We start from the raw sequence: 15,586 nt of genomic DNA, 5'->3' as shown, positions 1-15,586 counted from the left end.
GACTCACTCATAACGTAACGCCTCCGCAGGCTGGGTGCGCGCGGCACGCCAGGCAGGATACAGGGTGGCGAGGAAACTCAGGACCAACGCGGCGCCGCAGACCATCAACACGTCATCGGCCTGCAATTGCGATGGCAGGTAGTCGATGAAGTACACGTCGGCGTTGAGAAATTTGTGCCCGATCAGGCCTTCGAGGGCGGCAATCGCGGCGCTGACATTCAGCGCGGCGAACATCCCGACCAGGGCGCCGACGAACGTACCGATCACGCCGATCACCGTGCCCTGGACCATGAAGATCCGCATGATCTGCCCCGGCGTGGCGCCAAGAGTACGCAGGATCGCGATGTCGCCCTTCTTGTCGTTCACCACCATCACCAGCGTAGAGATGATGTTGAACGCCGCCACGGCAACGATCAGCAACAACAGTAGGCCGATCATGGCTTTTTCCATACGGATCGCCTGGTACAGGTTGCCGTGGGTGCGGGTCCAATCCCGGGCGTAGTAACGGTCTTCGCCGAGTTGCTGGGCGATGGTCCAGGCCACACGCGGGGCCTGGAACAGATCGTCGAACTTCAACCGCAGGCCCTGGACCTGATCCGGCTTCCAGCGATGCAGGCGCGCCAGGTCCTGGAGGTTGGTGACGCCCAGGTAACCGTCCAGCTCGCCGGCGCCGACATGGAAAATGCCGACCACGGTAAAGCGTTTCATGCGCGGGAACATGCCGCCCGGGGTCACGGTGACCTCCGGGGCGACGAACGTCAGCTTGTCGCCAATGGCAACGCCAAGCTTGGCCGCAGCCTTGTCGCCGATGACGATGCCGAAGCTGCCTGGCGCCAAATCGTCGAGTTTGCCCTGCTGCATGAAGTTATCGATGATCGATACCTGCCGCTCGAGCCCGGGGTCGATGCCATTGAGCAACACCTTGGACACCTTGCCGTCGTTGGTCAGCAGCCCCTGCATCTGGGTGAACGGCGCAACGGCCAACACCTGCGGGTTCTGCTTGACCTTGGCGGCCAGGCTCGGCCAATCGCTGATGGCTTCACCGGATTCGAGGGTCGCGTGGGGCACCATACCCAGCACTCGGGTGCGCATCTCATGGTCGAAGCCGTTCATCACCGAGAGCACGACGATCATCACGACCACGCCAAGGGCCAGCCCGATGATGGACGTCAGGGAAATGAACGATACGAAATGATTGCGACGCTTTGCACGGGTATAACGCGTGCCGATAAATACGAAGAGAGGTCTGAACATGTCGGGGCTTGTTCGGAGGGAAAAGGAACGTCCTTGTGGCGGGGGTCACAAACCAGCTTTACACTCAGACCACCGCCGCTACCATGGGTTCGCCATGTCGACATTAGATGAAGAAGATCGCCGCGAATACTACCGTATCGAGGACACGATCGCACTGGAAATTCGGCCCCTGTCCATTCCTGAAGCTGCTGACCAGGAAGTGTTGCAGGATGCTTCTCCACTGTTCAATCTGCTCAGTGAATTGCACCTGAGCGAATTCGAGTCACAGCACCTGCTGCGCCAGATCAGTGAGCGCGAACGCAGCATCGCGGCGTACCTCAAGGCAATGAACAAGCGCATCGACCTGCTCAGCCAGGTCATTGCCCTGACGGTGCTCAGCGAAATCGGCGAGCCGCAGCCGGTGATCATTTCCGAAGGCGGCATCGACTTCCAACACACCACGCCGATCGCGATCAGCACCCACCTGTCGATCAAGCTGGTGCTGATGCCACAAGCCCTCGGCCTGTTGCTGCGGGCGCGGGTCACCCACTGCGACCCCAAGGGCGACGGCTACGACGTGGGCACCGAGTTCGAACGCCCGACCGACGCCCAGCGCCAACTGCTGGCCCGCTACATCCTGCAGAAGCAGGCACAAGAACGGCGCCTGGCCCGGGAACTGAACGAATCTGGTATCAATAAGGAAGAACCGTGACCCTCATTTATGGCCACCGCGGCGCCAAGGGTGAAGCGCCGGAAAACACCCTGAGCGGTTTTCAGGAGTGCCTCAAGCACGGCGTACGCCGTTGCGAGCTGGACCTGCATCTTTCGATGGACGGCGAGTTGATGGTGATCCACGACCCGACCCTCAAGCGCACCACCGATCGCCGTGGCAAGGTGGTGGAACATGCCGCCGCCGAGCTGGTGACCTACGATGCGCGCAAGGGTGGCCCGGGCTGGATCAAGCCGTGCCCGATCCCACGCCTGGAGGAGCTGTTCGAGAAGTGTGATTTCGAGCACTGGCAACTGGAGGTCAAGAGCGCCTCGCGCACCCGCGCCGCCGCCACGGTGCTGGGCATCCGCGAAATGGCCCAGCGTTTCGGGCTGCTGGACAAAATCACCATTACGTCCAGTTCCCGGGAAGTGCTCAAGGCAGCCCTGGACCTGACCCCGGACATCTCCCGTGGACTGGTGGCCGAATACGCTTGGCTCGACCCGTTGAAGGTCGCCCAGAGTTACGGCTGCGAGATTCTGGCGCTGAACTGGACCCTGTGCACGCCGGAACGCCTGATCAAGGCGCAGCGCCAGGGGCTGCATGTATCGGTGTGGACCGTCAACGAGCCCGCGCTGATGCGCAGACTCGCCGACTTTGGCGCTGACAGCCTGATTACAGACTTTCCCGGTTTGGCCACTGCCACGCTCGAGAATGGCTGAAATCGGTCTCCCCGGCCGGCTCAGGCCACCGGCCGGAGCCGCTCAAAAAAGCCGGTTGAGCCCGTCATAGGCCGCTACCCGATAGGCTTCGGCCATGGTCGGGTAGTTGAACGTAGTGTTGACGAAGTACTTCAACGTGTTCAGTTCGCCCGGCTGGTTCATGATCGCCTGGCCGATGTGCACAATCTCTGACGCCTGGTAGCCGAAGCAGTGCACGCCCAGTACTTCCAGGGTCTCGCGATGGAACAAGATCTTCAGCATGCCTTGCGGCTCGCCGGCGATCTGCGCCCGCGCCATGCCCTTGAAGAAGGCCTTGCCCACTTCATACGGCACCTTGGCCTGGGTCAGCTCCTGCTCGTTCTTGCCGATCGAGCTGATCTCCGGAATGGTGTAGATGCCGGTCGGCACGTCGTTGACGAAGCGCCAACTGCCGTTATCGACAATGCTGCCAGCGGCCGAGCGGCCCTGGTCGTGGGCGGCACTGGCCAGGCTCGGCCAGCCGATCACGTCACCGGCACCGTAGATGTTCGGCACGCAGGTCCGGTAGTTCTCGTCGACTTCGATCTGGCCACGGCCGTTGACCTTCACGCCGATGTTTTCCAGGCCCAGGGCGTCGGTGTTGCCGGTACGGCCGTTGCACCAGAGCAAGGCGTCGGCCTTGATCTTCTTGCCGGACTTAAGATGCAGGATCACCCCATTGTCGACGCCTTCGACGCGGTCGTAATCTTCGTTGTGGCGCACGGTGATGTTGTTGTTGCTGAAGTGATAGCTCAGGGCCTGGGAGATTTCCGAGTCCAGGAAGCTCAGCAACTGGCCGCGGTTGTCCACCAGCTCCACCAGTACACCCAGGCCGCTGAAGATCGAGGCGTATTCGCAACCGATCACGCCAGCGCCGTAGACGATGAGCTTACGCGGGGTGTGACCCAGGCTCAGGATGGTGTCGCTATCGTAGATACGTGCGTGGTGGAAATCGATGTCGGCCGGGCGATACGGGCGTGACCCGGTGGCGATGATGATGTGCTTGGCCACCAACTTCTCGACCACGCCATTGCCGCAAACCACTTCGATCGTCTGTTCGTCGGCAAAGCTGCCGGTGCCGAAGAACACATCAACGCGATTGCGGGCGTAGTAGCCGGTGCGCGAGGCCACCTGCTTGGAAATCACCTTCTCGGCGCTCTTGAGCACGTCCGGAAAGGAGAACCAGCGCGGCTCGCCGATGGCCCGGAACATCGGGTTGGTGTTGAACTGCATGATCTGCCGGACCGAGTGACGCAAGGCCTTGGACGGGATGGTACCCAAGTGGGTGCAGTTGCCGCCGACCTGCCGACGGCTGTCGACCATCGCCACCTTGCGCCCTGCCTTGGCCGCGTTCATTGCCGCGCCCTCCCCCGCCGGGCCGGAACCCAGTACCACCACGTCGTAGTTGTAGACAGCCATGCGTACTCCTCAGAACAGGCCGCGGCACCACACTTGGCACCGACGGCTAAATCATGCCGGCCTGCGGCATGAAGGAACAATTTGGGGCCGGTTCACGAGCCCGGCCACAGTCTATACAAGCGTCAACGCCGCGCACATTACCCCTTGGTCGCGTCGTAGGCTAGGGGGCGTTCTCAATTAGTTTCCCCACCGCGTTGTGCCTTAAAGCGGGCCAGGCAAGGCGCAGGCCGCTGGGAATGGGCTCCCTTTCCAAGGCCTGCAACGCAGCATCGCCCGTGTTAAGGCGCAACCCGCAGGGCCGGGCCTGCTGTTGTGCAGGGCTGTGTTGCTCGAAGCTTATTTGGAATGAGCAAACCGCGCTTCTCGCGCCTTGCCCTGCACAACAGCAGACCCGGCGCGGTGGGGAAACTAATTGAGAGCGCCCCCTCTGTCTGTGCTATTTCGCCACAGGTAGGCTTTCACAGCGCTGTCATCATTGGTTTTTTCCGCGACTGATCCGTTCAAACTCATCATTGGTACGAGTCAAAAAACGATCGCCATCGCGCAGCACGAAAAATACCCCGATGCCATGTTTCTCGGCATAGTCCCAACCCCGTTCAGGACCGAGAATCAGCAACAGCGTCGATAGTCCATCGGCCATCAACGCCGAAGGATGAATCACCGTGACTGACGCCAGGTTGTGTAGGACCGGCGTACCGGTGCGGGCATCAAACGTGTGGGAATAACGTCTGCCGCCCTGTTCGAAATATTTACGGTAGTCGCCCGAAGTAGAAACCCCGTAACCGTTGACCTCGATGACACGCTCGGCCACTTGCCGGTCGTCCCGGGGCTCTTCCAGGGCGATACGCCAAGCCGAACCATCGGGCTTGCGTCCCGCGGCCTTGAGCTCACCGGTAGCTTCGGCCAGGTAACTGTCAATACCCAGAGCCTGGAGCCTGGCGGCGATACGATCGACGGCATAGCCTGCGGCGATACTGTTGAAGTCGACCTCCACTGCGGCGTCCTTGCACAGCCGGTCGCCGTCGATGCGCAAATGAGCATGACCGACGTGCTGGCGCATCAGGGCCAAAGCGTCTGCAGTCGGCACTTTCTCTTCCCGGGACTGGGGGCCGAAACCCCACAGGTTGAGCAGCGGCTCCACGGTCAGGTCGAAGGAGCCGTCACTTTGAACCGACAACTGCTCGCCCACTTGGACCAACGCCAGGACCGGGCCAGGCATGAGCTGACAGCTATTGGCCGGCAGCGCGTTAAAACGCTCGATGTCCGAGTCGCTGCGATAGGTCGAGAGTTGCCGATCCACTTCGGCGAGGATGTTTTCCACCTCGACCTGCACTGTTTTCGCAGCGGGCCCGGCGGAATGTCTGACGTATTGAATCGAATAGTGGCTGCCCATGGTCGGGCCGTCGAAGCGCTCCAGGGTGTCGCCGTTGCCGCACCCCGACAACCCGCCGGCCAGCACCACAAGCCCAATCCATCGTCCAGTTAACAAATCTTCACCCCCCCTCAAAACCGCGCCCGCCATTATGAACTTCAGCGCACACAAAAACCTGTGGGAGCCAATGGAGCCCTGTGGGAGCAAAGGTTCCTGCAAGGCTCCCACAGGGGTGCAGCGCCTTCATACAAGATTTGCCACAGTGAGTACCTACACATGTCTTCCCACACGAGCAACGGCAAGGCGATTTTTCGCGTTGTCAGTGGCAACTTCCTGGAGATGTTCGACTTCATGGTCTATGGCTTCTACGCCACGGCCATCGCCAAGACGTTCTTCCCCACCGACAGTGCGTTCGCCTCGCTGATGCTGTCCTTGGCCACATTTGGTGCCGGGTTCCTGATGCGTCCCCTCGGGGCGATTTTTCTCGGCGCCTACATCGACCGCCACGGTCGCCGCAAAGGCTTGATCATCACGCTGGCGATGATGGCCATGGGCACCATACTGATCGCCTGCGTGCCGGGCTACGCCTTCCTCGGCGTGGCGGCCCCCTTGCTGGTGCTGCTGGGCCGATTGCTGCAAGGCTTCTCCGCTGGTGTGGAGCTGGGCGGCGTGTCGGTTTACCTGGCGGAAATATCCACGCCGGGGCGAAAGGGCTTCTTTGTCAGCTGGCAATCCGCCAGCCAACAGGCTGCCGTGGTGTTTGCCGGCCTGCTGGGGGTTGGCCTCAATCACTGGCTCAGCCCTCAGGAGATGGGCGACTGGGGCTGGCGCGTACCGTTCCTGGTGGGGTGCATGATTGTGCCGGCCATATTCGTGATCCGTCGCTCGCTGGAGGAAACACCTGAGTTCCAAGCGAGAAAACATCGTCCCAGCCTGTCGGAAATTGTCCGCTCCATCGGTCAGAACTTCAGCATTGTCCTGGCCGGCATGGCGTTGGTGGTGATGACCACCGTGTCGTTCTACCTGATCACCGCCTACACACCGACCTTCGGTAAGGCCGAGTTGAATCTGTCGGACCTGGATGCGCTGCTGGTCACGGTGTGCATCGGCTTGTCGAACTTCTTCTGGCTGCCCGTGATGGGGGCGTTTTCCGACAAGATCGGACGTAAACCCCTACTGCTCGGTGCGACTGTCCTAGCGATCCTGACGGCCTATCCGGCGCTGTCCTGGTTGGTGGTTAACCCCAGCTTCAGCCATTTGCTGATGGTCGAGCTGTGGTTGTCATTTCTGTACGGATCGTACAACGGTGCAATGGTCGTGGCCTTGACGGAAATCATGCCGGTCGAAGTGCGCACCACCGGTTTCTCCCTGGCCTACAGCCTGGCAACAGCGACGTTCGGCGGGTTTACCCCGGCGGCTTGTACCTACCTGATTCATGTGCTCGACAACAAGGCTGCACCCGGGATATGGCTCAGTGGTGCGGCGGTGCTGGGGTTGATTGCGACCTTGGTGCTGTTCAAGGGCAATCGGCATGCACTGCGGACTGCACAAGCTTCAGTCGTCGGCGGCGCCTGACACATCGCTATCGCGAGCAGGCTCGCTCCCACATTGGACCGCATACATCAGCAACAACTCGGTCAACTGTGGGAGCGAGCCTGCTCGCGAAGAGGCCGGCCCAGCCAACACAAACCTCCAGATACAAAAACGCCCCGACAAGTCGGGGCGTTTTCACAAGCGGCTAAAGCTTAGCGCGGGAACGCTGGCGGGTTTACACCGGCCATGTCTTCCATCACGCGAACCACCTGGCAGCTGTAACCGAATTCGTTGTCGTACCAGACGTACAGAACAACGCGATTGTCTTGGCTGATGGTGGCTTCAGCATCCACGACACCGGCGTGACGCGAGCCAACGAAGTCGGTGGACACCACTTCCTGGGAATTGACGAAGTCGATCTGCTTATGCAGATCGGAGTGCAGCGCCATGTAGCGCAGGTACTCGTTCATCTCTTCGCGAGTGGCGGCTTTCTCAAGGTTCAGGTTGAGGATGGCCATCGACACGTTTGGCGTCGGCACACGGATCGCGTTGCCGGTCAGCTTGCCAGCCAGCTCAGGCAGGGCCTTGGCAGCGGCGGTGGCAGCACCGGTCTCGGTGAGGACCATGTTCAGCGCGGCACTGCGGCCACGACGATCGCCCTTGTGGAAGTTATCGATCAGGTTCTGGTCGTTGGTGTACGAGTGAACCGTTTCGACGTGACCGTTGACGATGCCGAACTTGTCGTTCACCGCCTTGAGCACCGGCACGATGGCGTTGGTGGTGCACGAAGCAGCGGAGACGATTTTGTCGTCAGCGGTGATTTCCCCGTGGTTGATGCCGTGAACGATGTTCTTCAGCTTGCCCTTGCCAGGCGCAGTCAGCACGACGCGGTCGATGCCCGGGCAGGCCAGGTGCTGGCCCAGGCCCTCGGCGTCACGCCATACGCCGGTGTTGTCCACCAGCAGTGCGTCCTTGATGCCGTACTGGGTGTAGTCCACCTCCGTCGGGCTCTTCGCGTAGATCACCTGGATCAGGTTGCCGTTGGCGAGAATGGTGTTGTTTTCTTCATCGATGATGATGGTGCCGTTGAACGAACCATGGACCGAATCACGACGCAGCAGACTGGCGCGCTTGGTCAGGTCGTTCTCGGCGCCCTTGCGCACCACGATGGCCCGCAGGCGCAGGCCGTCGCCGCCACCGGTCTTTTCAATCAGGATGCGCGCCAGCAGGCGGCCAATACGACCGAAGCCGTACAGGACCACGTCAGTGCCTTTGCGAGGCGAAGCGTTCTGCTGGCCAACCACATCAGGCATCTCTTCACGAACGAACTGCTCGGCGCTACGGCCGTTGCCTTCGTTGCGGAACTTGAACGCCAACTTGCCCAGGTCCACCGACGCCGCGCCGAGCTTGAGCTCGCTCATGGCTTTGAGCAGAGGGAATGTTTCGTGGACGGAGAGTTCGCTGTCGTCGGAAGAACGGTGGCGAGCAAAGCGGTGGGCTTTGAGGATCGCGATGACAGACTGGTTGATCAGGCTGCGGCCATAGATCGAGCTCACCACGTTGTTATTGCGGTAGAGCTGACCGATGAGAGGGATCATCGCTTCTGCGAGAGCTTCACGATCAATCCATTCACCAAGACACTGGTCGGACTTCTGAGTCACGGTAACCTTCCACATGTAGGGGCTGAAAAAAGGGGCTACATTATGCCGCCGAGTCCTCGGCGGAGCAATGCGCGCCTGTCGCACCGTGGTTTTCCTGTCTGCCTGGGTAGTCTGCGACTGACAGCAGCCCCCTTCCCCCGCTACACTTGTCGACTTTGTCGCAACGCTGGAGCTCAACCTTCCGTGCCCGTTCTGCGTCTTCCGCTTCTCCCTGCCGCGGCAGGTAAACAGCACTGGGGCAACCTGCCCGGTGCCGCCCTGAGCCTGGCCATCGCCGAGGCTGCCAGCGCTGCAAAGCGTTTCACCCTACTGCTGACCGCCGACAGCCAAAGCGCCGAGCGGCTGGAACAGGAGCTGAGTTTCTTCGCTCCGGATTTGCCGGTCTTGCATTTCCCGGACTGGGAAACCCTGCCCTACGATCTGTTTTCACCGCACCAGGACATCATTTCCCAGCGAATCGCCAGCCTTTATCGGCTGCCGGAACTCAGTCATGGCGTTTTGGTAGTGCCCATCACCACGGCCCTACATCGCCTGGCGCCGACCCAATTCCTGCTTGGCAGCAGCCTGGTGCTGGATATCGGCCAGAAGCTGGATGTCGAGCAAATGCGCACCCGCCTTGAGGCCAGCGGTTATCGCTGTGTCGACACGGTGTACGAGCATGGCGAGTTCGCGGTACGCGGCGCCTTGATCGACCTGTTCCCGATGGGCAGTAAACTGCCTTATCGCATTGACCTGTTCGATGACGAAATCGAGACTTTGCGCACCTTCGACCCGGAAAACCAGCGGTCCATCGACAAAGTGCAGTCGATCCGCCTGTTGCCGGCCAAGGAGTTCCCGCTGCAAAAAGACGCCGTGACTCGCTTCAAGGCACGCTTTCGCGAGCGCTTCGATGTGGATTTCCGGCGCAGCCCGATCTTCCAGGACCTGAGCAGCGGGATTACGCCCGCCGGTATCGAGTACTACCTGCCGCTGTTTTTCGAAGAAACCTCCACCCTGTTCGATTACCTGCCCCAGGACACCCAGGTGTTTTCCCTGCCCGGCATCGAGCAAGCCGCGGAAAATTTCTGGAACGACGTGCGCAACCGCTATGAAGAGCGTCGCGTCGATCCTTCCCGACCTTTATTGCCGCCGGCCGAGCTATTCCTGCCGGTGGAAGACTGCTTTGCCCGCCTAAAGAGCTGGCCGCGGGTGGTGGCGAGCCAGCAGGACGTGGAAACCGGCGTCGGCCGCGAACGTTTCCCGGCCAAGGCGTTGCCGGACCTGGCCATCGAAGCCAAGGCCACCCAGCCTCTGGCGGCGCTGGCTGGCTTCCTCGATGCATTCCCCGGTCGCGTGTTGTTCACCGCCGAATCCGCGGGTCGTCGCGAAGTGCTGCTGGAGCTGCTTGAGCGCCTGAAACTGCGACCGAAGACGGTGGACAGCTGGCCGGACTTCGTCGCCGGCAAGGATCGCCTGGCGATTACCATCGCGCCGCTGAACGACGGCCTGGTCCTGGATGACCCGGCCCTGGCACTGGTCGCCGAAAGCCCTTTGTTCGGCCAGCGCGTCATGCAGCGCCGCCGTCGCGAGAAGCGCGCCGACGCCGCCAACGACGCCGTCATCAAGAACCTCACCGAGCTGCGCGAAGGCGCCCCCGTGGTGCACATCGACCACGGCGTGGGCCGCTATCTGGGCTTGGCGACACTGGAAATCGACAGCCAGGCCGCCGAGTTCCTGACCCTGGAATACGCCGAAGGCGCCAAGCTCTACGTGCCGGTGGCGAATCTGCACCTGATCGCCCGCTACACCGGCAGCGACGACGCCCTGGCCCCACTGCATCGCCTGGGCTCGGAAACCTGGCAGAAAGCCAAGCGCAAGGCCGCCGAACAGGTGCGCGACGTGGCCGCCGAACTGCTGGACATCTACGCCCGTCGTGCGGCCCGCGAGGGCTATGCCTTCGCCGATCCGAAAGCCGACTACGAAACCTTCAGCGCCGGTTTCCCATTCGAAGAAACCGTCGACCAGCAGACCACCATCGAAGCCGTGCGCGCCGACATGCTCGCGCCCAAACCCATGGACCGGTTGGTGTGTGGCGATGTGGGCTTCGGCAAGACCGAAGTGGCGATGCGTGCCGCGTTCATTGCCGTTCACGGTGGCAAGCAGGTGGCGATCCTGGTACCGACTACCCTGCTCGCCCAACAGCACTACAACAGTTTCCGCGACCGCTTTGCCGACTGGCCGGTGACCGTGGAAGTGATGAGCCGCTTCAAATCCACCAAGGAAGTGAACGCCGCGGTGGCCGACCTGGCCGAGGGCAAGATCGACATCGTCATCGGCACGCACAAGCTGCTGCAGGACGACGTGAAGATCAAGAACCTGGGGCTGGTGATCATCGACGAAGAGCACCGCTTTGGCGTACGCCAGAAAGAACAGCTCAAGGCCCTGCGCAGCGAAGTCGACATCCTGACCCTGACCGCCACGCCGATTCCGCGCACGCTGAACATGGCGGTATCGGGCATGCGCGATCTGTCGATCATCGCCACGCCGCCGGCCCGTCGCCTGTCGGTACGCACCTTTGTCATGGAGCAGAACAAAAGCACGGTCAAGGAAGCCTTGCTGCGTGAGTTACTGCGTGGCGGCCAGGTCTATTACCTGCACAACGACGTGAAGACCATCGAGAAATGCGCCGCCGACCTGGCCGAGCTGGTGCCGGAAGCGCGGATCGGCATCGGCCACGGGCAAATGCGCGAGCGTGAACTCGAACAGGTGATGAGCGACTTCTACCACAAGCGCTTCAACGTGCTGATCGCCTCGACCATCATCGAGACCGGCATCGACGTACCGAGCGCCAACACCATCATCATCGAGCGCGCCGACAAATTCGGCCTGGCCCAGCTGCACCAGTTGCGCGGCCGAGTCGGTCGTAGCCACCACCAAGCCTATGCCTACCTGTTGACACCACCGCGCCAGCAGATCACCCCGGATGCGGAAAAACGCCTGGAAGCCATCGCCAATACCCAGGATCTGGGCGCCGGCTTCGTGCTGGCCACCAACGACCTGGAAATCCGCGGTGCTGGCGAATTGCTTGGCGACGGCCAGAGCGGCCAGATCCAGGCCGTCGGCTTCACGCTGTACATGGAAATGCTCGAGCGCGCGGTCAAGTCGATCCGCAAGGGCGAACAGCCGAACCTCGAGCAACCCCTGGGCGGTGGGCCGGAAATCAACCTGCGCGTGCCAGCACTGATCCCGGAAGACTACCTGCCGGACGTTCACGCACGGCTGATCCTCTACAAGCGCATCGCCTCGGCCAGCGACGAGGAAGGCCTCAAGGACCTGCAAGTGGAGATGATCGACCGCTTCGGCCTGCTGCCGGAACCGACCAAGAACCTGGTGCGCACGACGCAGCTCAAGCTCATGGCCGAACAACTGGGCATCAAGAAAGTCGACGGCGGCCCCAACGGCGGCCGTATCGAGTTCGAGGCCCAGACGCCGGTCGATCCACTGGTGCTGATCAAGTTGATCCAGGGCCAGCCCAAACGCTACAAATTCGAAGGGGCCACGATGTTCAAATTCATGGTGCCCATGGAGCCCGCGCAAGAGCGCTTCAATACCGTAGAGGCGCTGTTCGAGCACCTCACCCCGACCACTGCTTGAAGGACGCCACATGCGCCTGTTTCGCTCACTGACCTTGTTGTTGACCCTGGTCGCCCCCCTGGCGTTTGCCGACGACCTGTATCAGGTTGAAATGATCCTGGTGCGCCAGAATGCCGAGCCGGCGATTGTCAGCCGCGCCGCACCGGAAGACTGGGACGCCGGCGCGCAACGCCTCGGCGCGGACAGCCAGCGCACGCCGGCCATGGGCCACATCGTCGAGAAACTCACCGCCAGCGGCCAATACACGGTATTGATGCACAAGGCCTGGCAGCAGACCCTCGGCGAACAGGAGCACAAAGTTGCCATCAGCGACGGCGCCGAACAGTTCGGGCAATTCCCCATCGAAGGCACCCTGGAACTGAAGCTGGGTCGTTTCACCGACGTGGATGCCGATTTCTGGATCAACCAGATCAACGCCAATGGCCTGGTCACCTCCAGCGAGCGCCTCAAGCAGCAGAGCCATACCAAAAATGGCCAACTGAACTTCCTCGACAACGGTCATCTTGGTCTGCTGATCAAGATCACCTCGTTGACCGCGCCCGCGCCACGGCAGGCACCTGAAGTCATTCCGGACTGATTGGCGCGCCTATGCCTTCGCCCCTGAGCAAACCCCTGGCACCTTCCTGGGTCAATCGATTCAAGGAACAGAGCCTGGAACGCGGGCGCCGTTATGCGCTGGAAAACCGTGTCAGGATCGTCGAGGCCGGCGACAGCACCATCACCGCCAGTTGCGAAGGCTCTGGCGGAAACGTCTACCGTCAGACCATTCGCCTTAAAGAGTCAGCCAAGGGCACCCTGATTCTGCTCGAAGCCGCGTGCTCCTGCCCGGTGCGCATCAACTGCAAGCACTGCGCGGCGGTGCTGCTGCAAGTCCAGGAAACCCTGGCCTACCCGGCCGCCGAAAAAGACGCGCAATTGCTGGAGAAACTTCAGGCGGTGCTGGACAACCGCAGCCCCAAGGCCCCGCCACAAGTGCTGGTGGACAACGTGCAACCGGTGCCGCGCCTGTGGCTGGCCAGTGTCGAGTTCAGCGCCTTCGAGCCGCGCAACGGCAAGATGCAGCGCTACATTCAACACCGCGCCGCGCTGTCGTTCAGTTACCTGGACGAATACGTCAGCGGCCAGCGCAACACCGACGTGCTGATTCGCCAGGAAACCCAGACACTGCGGATAAAACGCCACACCGATGTGGAACAGTCCTACCGCGAACAGCTGCGAATCCTCGGTTTCAAGGTCGCGACCCGACAAAGCAAGGCCCTGCCGGAAAGCGCCGGCGAACTGTACGAGATGGTCAACGACAGCGCCTGGCTGACGTTCACCCTCAATGACCTGCCGAAACTGCGTACCCAGGGCTGGGAACTGCAGATCGACGAAGACTTCGGCTTCGACCTGACGGCCGTGGACGAGTGGTACGCCACCGTCGAGCAAACGCCGGAGCGGGACTGGTTCGACCTGGAACTGGGGATCATCGTCAACGGTGAGCGCCTGAGCCTGCTGCCGATCCTGCTGAACCTGATGCGCTCGCACATCGAACTGTTCAACCCGGAACGCCTGGCCAGGCGCCGAGACGACGAGCTCATTCTGGTCAACCTGCCCAACCGTCCGAACTCGGAGTTCGGCCCGCAGCAAGTGGCCCTGCCCTATGGCCGGCTGAAACCGGTGCTGGCGACCCTGGGCGAGTTTTACCTGCAAGAGCCCGGCACCACCAAACTGCGCCTCAACAGCGCGGACGCCCTGCGCCTGAATCCGCTGCAGGACATACCGTTGACCTGGGAGGGTGGCGAACACATTCGCGGCCTGGCCCAACGCCTGCGGGACATCAAGGATTACACCGCGACCGCGCCAGAGGGCCTGAATGCGAGGCTGCGGCCGTATCAACTCGAAGGCTTGAGCTGGATGCAATCGCTGCGGCAGCTGGAAGTCGGCGGCATTCTCGCGGACGACATGGGCCTGGGCAAAACCCTACAGACTCTGGCGCACATTCTCAGCGAAAAACACGCCGGACGCCTCGACCGGCCGTGCATGGTGGTCATGCCGACCAGCCTGATCCCCAACTGGCTCGACGAGGCAGCTCACTTCACGCCGCAGCTCAAGGTATTGGCGCTTTACGGCGCCGGGCGCAAGCAGCATTTCGACCGGCTGGCCGATTACGACCTGGTCCTCACCACCTATGCCCTGCTGCCCAAGGATGTCGAGCGTCTGGCTGCGCAGCCATTGCACGTGCTGATCCTCGATGAAGCCCAGTACATCAAGAACCCCACCAGCAAAGCCGCCCAGGCCGCCCGGGAGCTCAACGCCCGCCAACGGCTGTGCCTGTCCGGCACGCCCCTGGAAAATCACCTGGGCGAATTGTGGTCGCTGTTTCACTTCCTGCTGCCGGGCTGGCTCGGGGACATCAAGAGTTTCAACCGCGACTACCGTGTACCGATCGAAAAGCGTGGCAGCGATGTACGACTGCAGCACCTCAACGGCCGGATAAAACCTTTCCTGCTGCGCAGGACCAAGGAGCAAGTGGCGACGGAATTACCGCCCAAGACCGAGATCATCCATTGGGTCGAGCTCAGCGACGCCCAGCGAGACGTCTACGAAACCATGCGCCTGGCGATGGACAAAAAAGTCCGCGACGAAATCACTCGCAAGGGCGTGGCCCGCAGCCAGATCATCATTCTCGAGGCGCTGCTCAAGCTGCGCCAGGTGTGTTGCGACCTGCGCCTGATCAACGACGCCACCCTGCCCGTCCGAGGCAGCACCTCGGGCAAGCTCGACAGCCTGATGGAAATGCTCGAAGAGCTGTTTGAAGAAGGTCGCCGGGTGCTGCTGTTTTCCCAGTTCACGTCCATGTTGGCGCTGATTGAAGATGAACTGAAGAAACGCGGCGTCGATTACGCCCTCCTGACCGGCCAGACCCGGGACCGACGCACGCCCGTCAAGGAATTCCAGAGTGGCAAGCGTCAGATCTTCCTGATCAGCCTCAAGGCCGGTGGTGTAGGCCTGAACCTGACCGAGGCCGACACAGTGATTCACTACGACCCGTGGTGGAACCCGGCGACCGAAAACCAGGCGACCGACCGCGCCTACCGCATCGGCCAGGAAAAGCCGGTGTTCGTCTACAAGTTGATTGCTCGAGGCACAGTGGAAGAGAAGATCCAGCTACTGCAAAAGGAAAAATCCGACCTCGCGGCCGGCGTACTGGACGGACGCGTGGCCGGAGACTGGAAACTGCAGAGCGACGATATCGAAGCACTGTTCGCGCCGCTGCCGGACAAACTCGAGAAGCGCTGATTCA

At 61.5% G+C, this 15,586-nt stretch carries 10 protein-coding genes; 6 read left to right on the top strand and 4 right to left on the bottom strand.

Going from position 1 to position 15,586, the window contains the following annotated elements; genetic code table 11:
• Positions 1-3: 3 nt before the first annotated feature.
• A complete protein-coding gene (locus AACY31_RS11385; protein ID WP_003199675.1) occupies positions 4-1,254 on the bottom strand; it encodes a lipoprotein-releasing ABC transporter permease subunit in 1,251 nt (416 codons plus the stop codon).
• Between the two features lie 94 nt (positions 1,255-1,348).
• Between AACY31_RS11385 and AACY31_RS11380 the strand changes: the two genes are divergently transcribed.
• On the top strand, positions 1,349-1,945 hold the full coding sequence (locus AACY31_RS11380) for a PilZ domain-containing protein (protein WP_339476883.1): 597 nt from the start codon (positions 1,349-1,351) through the stop codon (positions 1,943-1,945).
• Positions 1,942-2,664, top strand: a complete 723-nt coding sequence (locus tag AACY31_RS11375; RefSeq protein ID WP_339476881.1) for a glycerophosphodiester phosphodiesterase — start codon at positions 1,942-1,944, stop codon at positions 2,662-2,664. Before AACY31_RS11380 ends, AACY31_RS11375 begins: the two co-directional genes overlap by 4 nt.
• Positions 2,665-2,706: 42 nt before the next feature.
• Here AACY31_RS11375 and sthA read toward each other — a convergent pair whose 3' ends face one another.
• Both sthA and AACY31_RS11365 read right to left on the bottom strand, forming a co-directional pair.
• Positions 2,707-4,101 (bottom strand): Si-specific NAD(P)(+) transhydrogenase, encoded by a 1,395-nt coding sequence (gene sthA / locus AACY31_RS11370; protein WP_339476880.1) that lies wholly within the window; start codon positions 4,099-4,101, stop codon positions 2,707-2,709.
• A gap of 472 nt (positions 4,102-4,573) precedes the next feature.
• Positions 4,574-5,563, bottom strand: a complete 990-nt coding sequence (locus tag AACY31_RS11365) for an FAD:protein FMN transferase (RefSeq protein ID WP_339476877.1) — start codon at positions 5,561-5,563, stop codon at positions 4,574-4,576.
• A 186-nt stretch (positions 5,564-5,749) separates the two neighbouring features.
• Here AACY31_RS11365 and AACY31_RS11360 point away from each other — a divergent pair, with 186 nt between their 5' ends.
• The gene (locus AACY31_RS11360; RefSeq protein ID WP_339476874.1) at positions 5,750-7,048 is read left to right on the top strand and encodes an MFS transporter; all 1,299 of its coding nucleotides are present in this window, start codon (positions 5,750-5,752) and stop codon (positions 7,046-7,048) included.
• A gap of 170 nt (positions 7,049-7,218) precedes the next feature.
• Here the strand turns inward: AACY31_RS11360 and AACY31_RS11355 are convergent, their stop codons facing one another.
• Positions 7,219-8,682 (bottom strand): glyceraldehyde-3-phosphate dehydrogenase, encoded by a 1,464-nt coding sequence (locus AACY31_RS11355; RefSeq protein WP_339476872.1) that lies wholly within the window; start codon positions 8,680-8,682, stop codon positions 7,219-7,221.
• Between the two features lie 168 nt (positions 8,683-8,850).
• Here AACY31_RS11355 and mfd point away from each other — a divergent pair, with 168 nt between their 5' ends.
• Genes mfd through AACY31_RS11340 form a run of 3 tightly spaced genes read left to right on the top strand, consistent with a single transcriptional unit; the run spans position 8,851 to position 15,582 of the window.
• Entirely contained in the window at positions 8,851-12,300 is a 3,450-nt protein-coding gene (gene mfd / locus AACY31_RS11350) for a transcription-repair coupling factor (RefSeq protein WP_339476870.1), read from the top strand.
• 10 nt (positions 12,301-12,310) lie between these two features.
• Positions 12,311-12,877 carry a CsiV family protein gene (locus AACY31_RS11345; protein ID WP_339476867.1) on the top strand — a complete coding sequence of 189 codons (567 nt, stop codon included), beginning with the start codon at positions 12,311-12,313 and terminating at the stop codon, positions 12,875-12,877.
• An 11-nt stretch (positions 12,878-12,888) separates the two neighbouring features.
• Positions 12,889-15,582, top strand: coding sequence for a DEAD/DEAH box helicase (locus AACY31_RS11340; protein WP_339476865.1), 2,694 nt, complete (start codon positions 12,889-12,891; stop codon positions 15,580-15,582).
• Positions 15,583-15,586 lie beyond the last annotated feature (4 nt).

Source organism: Pseudomonas sp. RL_105y_Pfl2_101, from assembly GCF_963970585.1.
GTDB lineage: Bacteria > Pseudomonadota > Gammaproteobacteria > Pseudomonadales > Pseudomonadaceae > Aquipseudomonas.
The sequence above is the reverse complement of the archived record's forward strand: the minus strand, read 5'-3'. Positions and strand labels throughout refer to the sequence as shown.

Bases quoted from the DNA above. Each gene is read 5' to 3' on its own strand.
- AACY31_RS11385 (WP_003199675.1), bottom strand. From the start codon at position 1,254: ATGTTCAGACCTCTCTTCGTATTTATCGGCACGCGTTATACCCGTGCA.
- AACY31_RS11380 (WP_339476883.1), top strand. From the start codon at position 1,349: ATGTCGACATTAGATGAAGAAGATCGCCGCGAATACTACCGTATCGAG.
- sthA (WP_339476880.1), bottom strand. From the start codon at position 4,101: ATGGCTGTCTACAACTACGACGTGGTGGTACTGGGTTCCGGCCCGGCG.
- AACY31_RS11360 (WP_339476874.1), top strand. From the start codon at position 5,750: ATGTCTTCCCACACGAGCAACGGCAAGGCGATTTTTCGCGTTGTCAGT.
- AACY31_RS11355 (WP_339476872.1), bottom strand. From the start codon at position 8,682: ATGTGGAAGGTTACCGTGACTCAGAAGTCCGACCAGTGTCTTGGTGAA.
- AACY31_RS11345 (WP_339476867.1), top strand. From the start codon at position 12,311: ATGCGCCTGTTTCGCTCACTGACCTTGTTGTTGACCCTGGTCGCCCCC.
- AACY31_RS11340 (WP_339476865.1), top strand. From the start codon at position 12,889: ATGCCTTCGCCCCTGAGCAAACCCCTGGCACCTTCCTGGGTCAATCGA.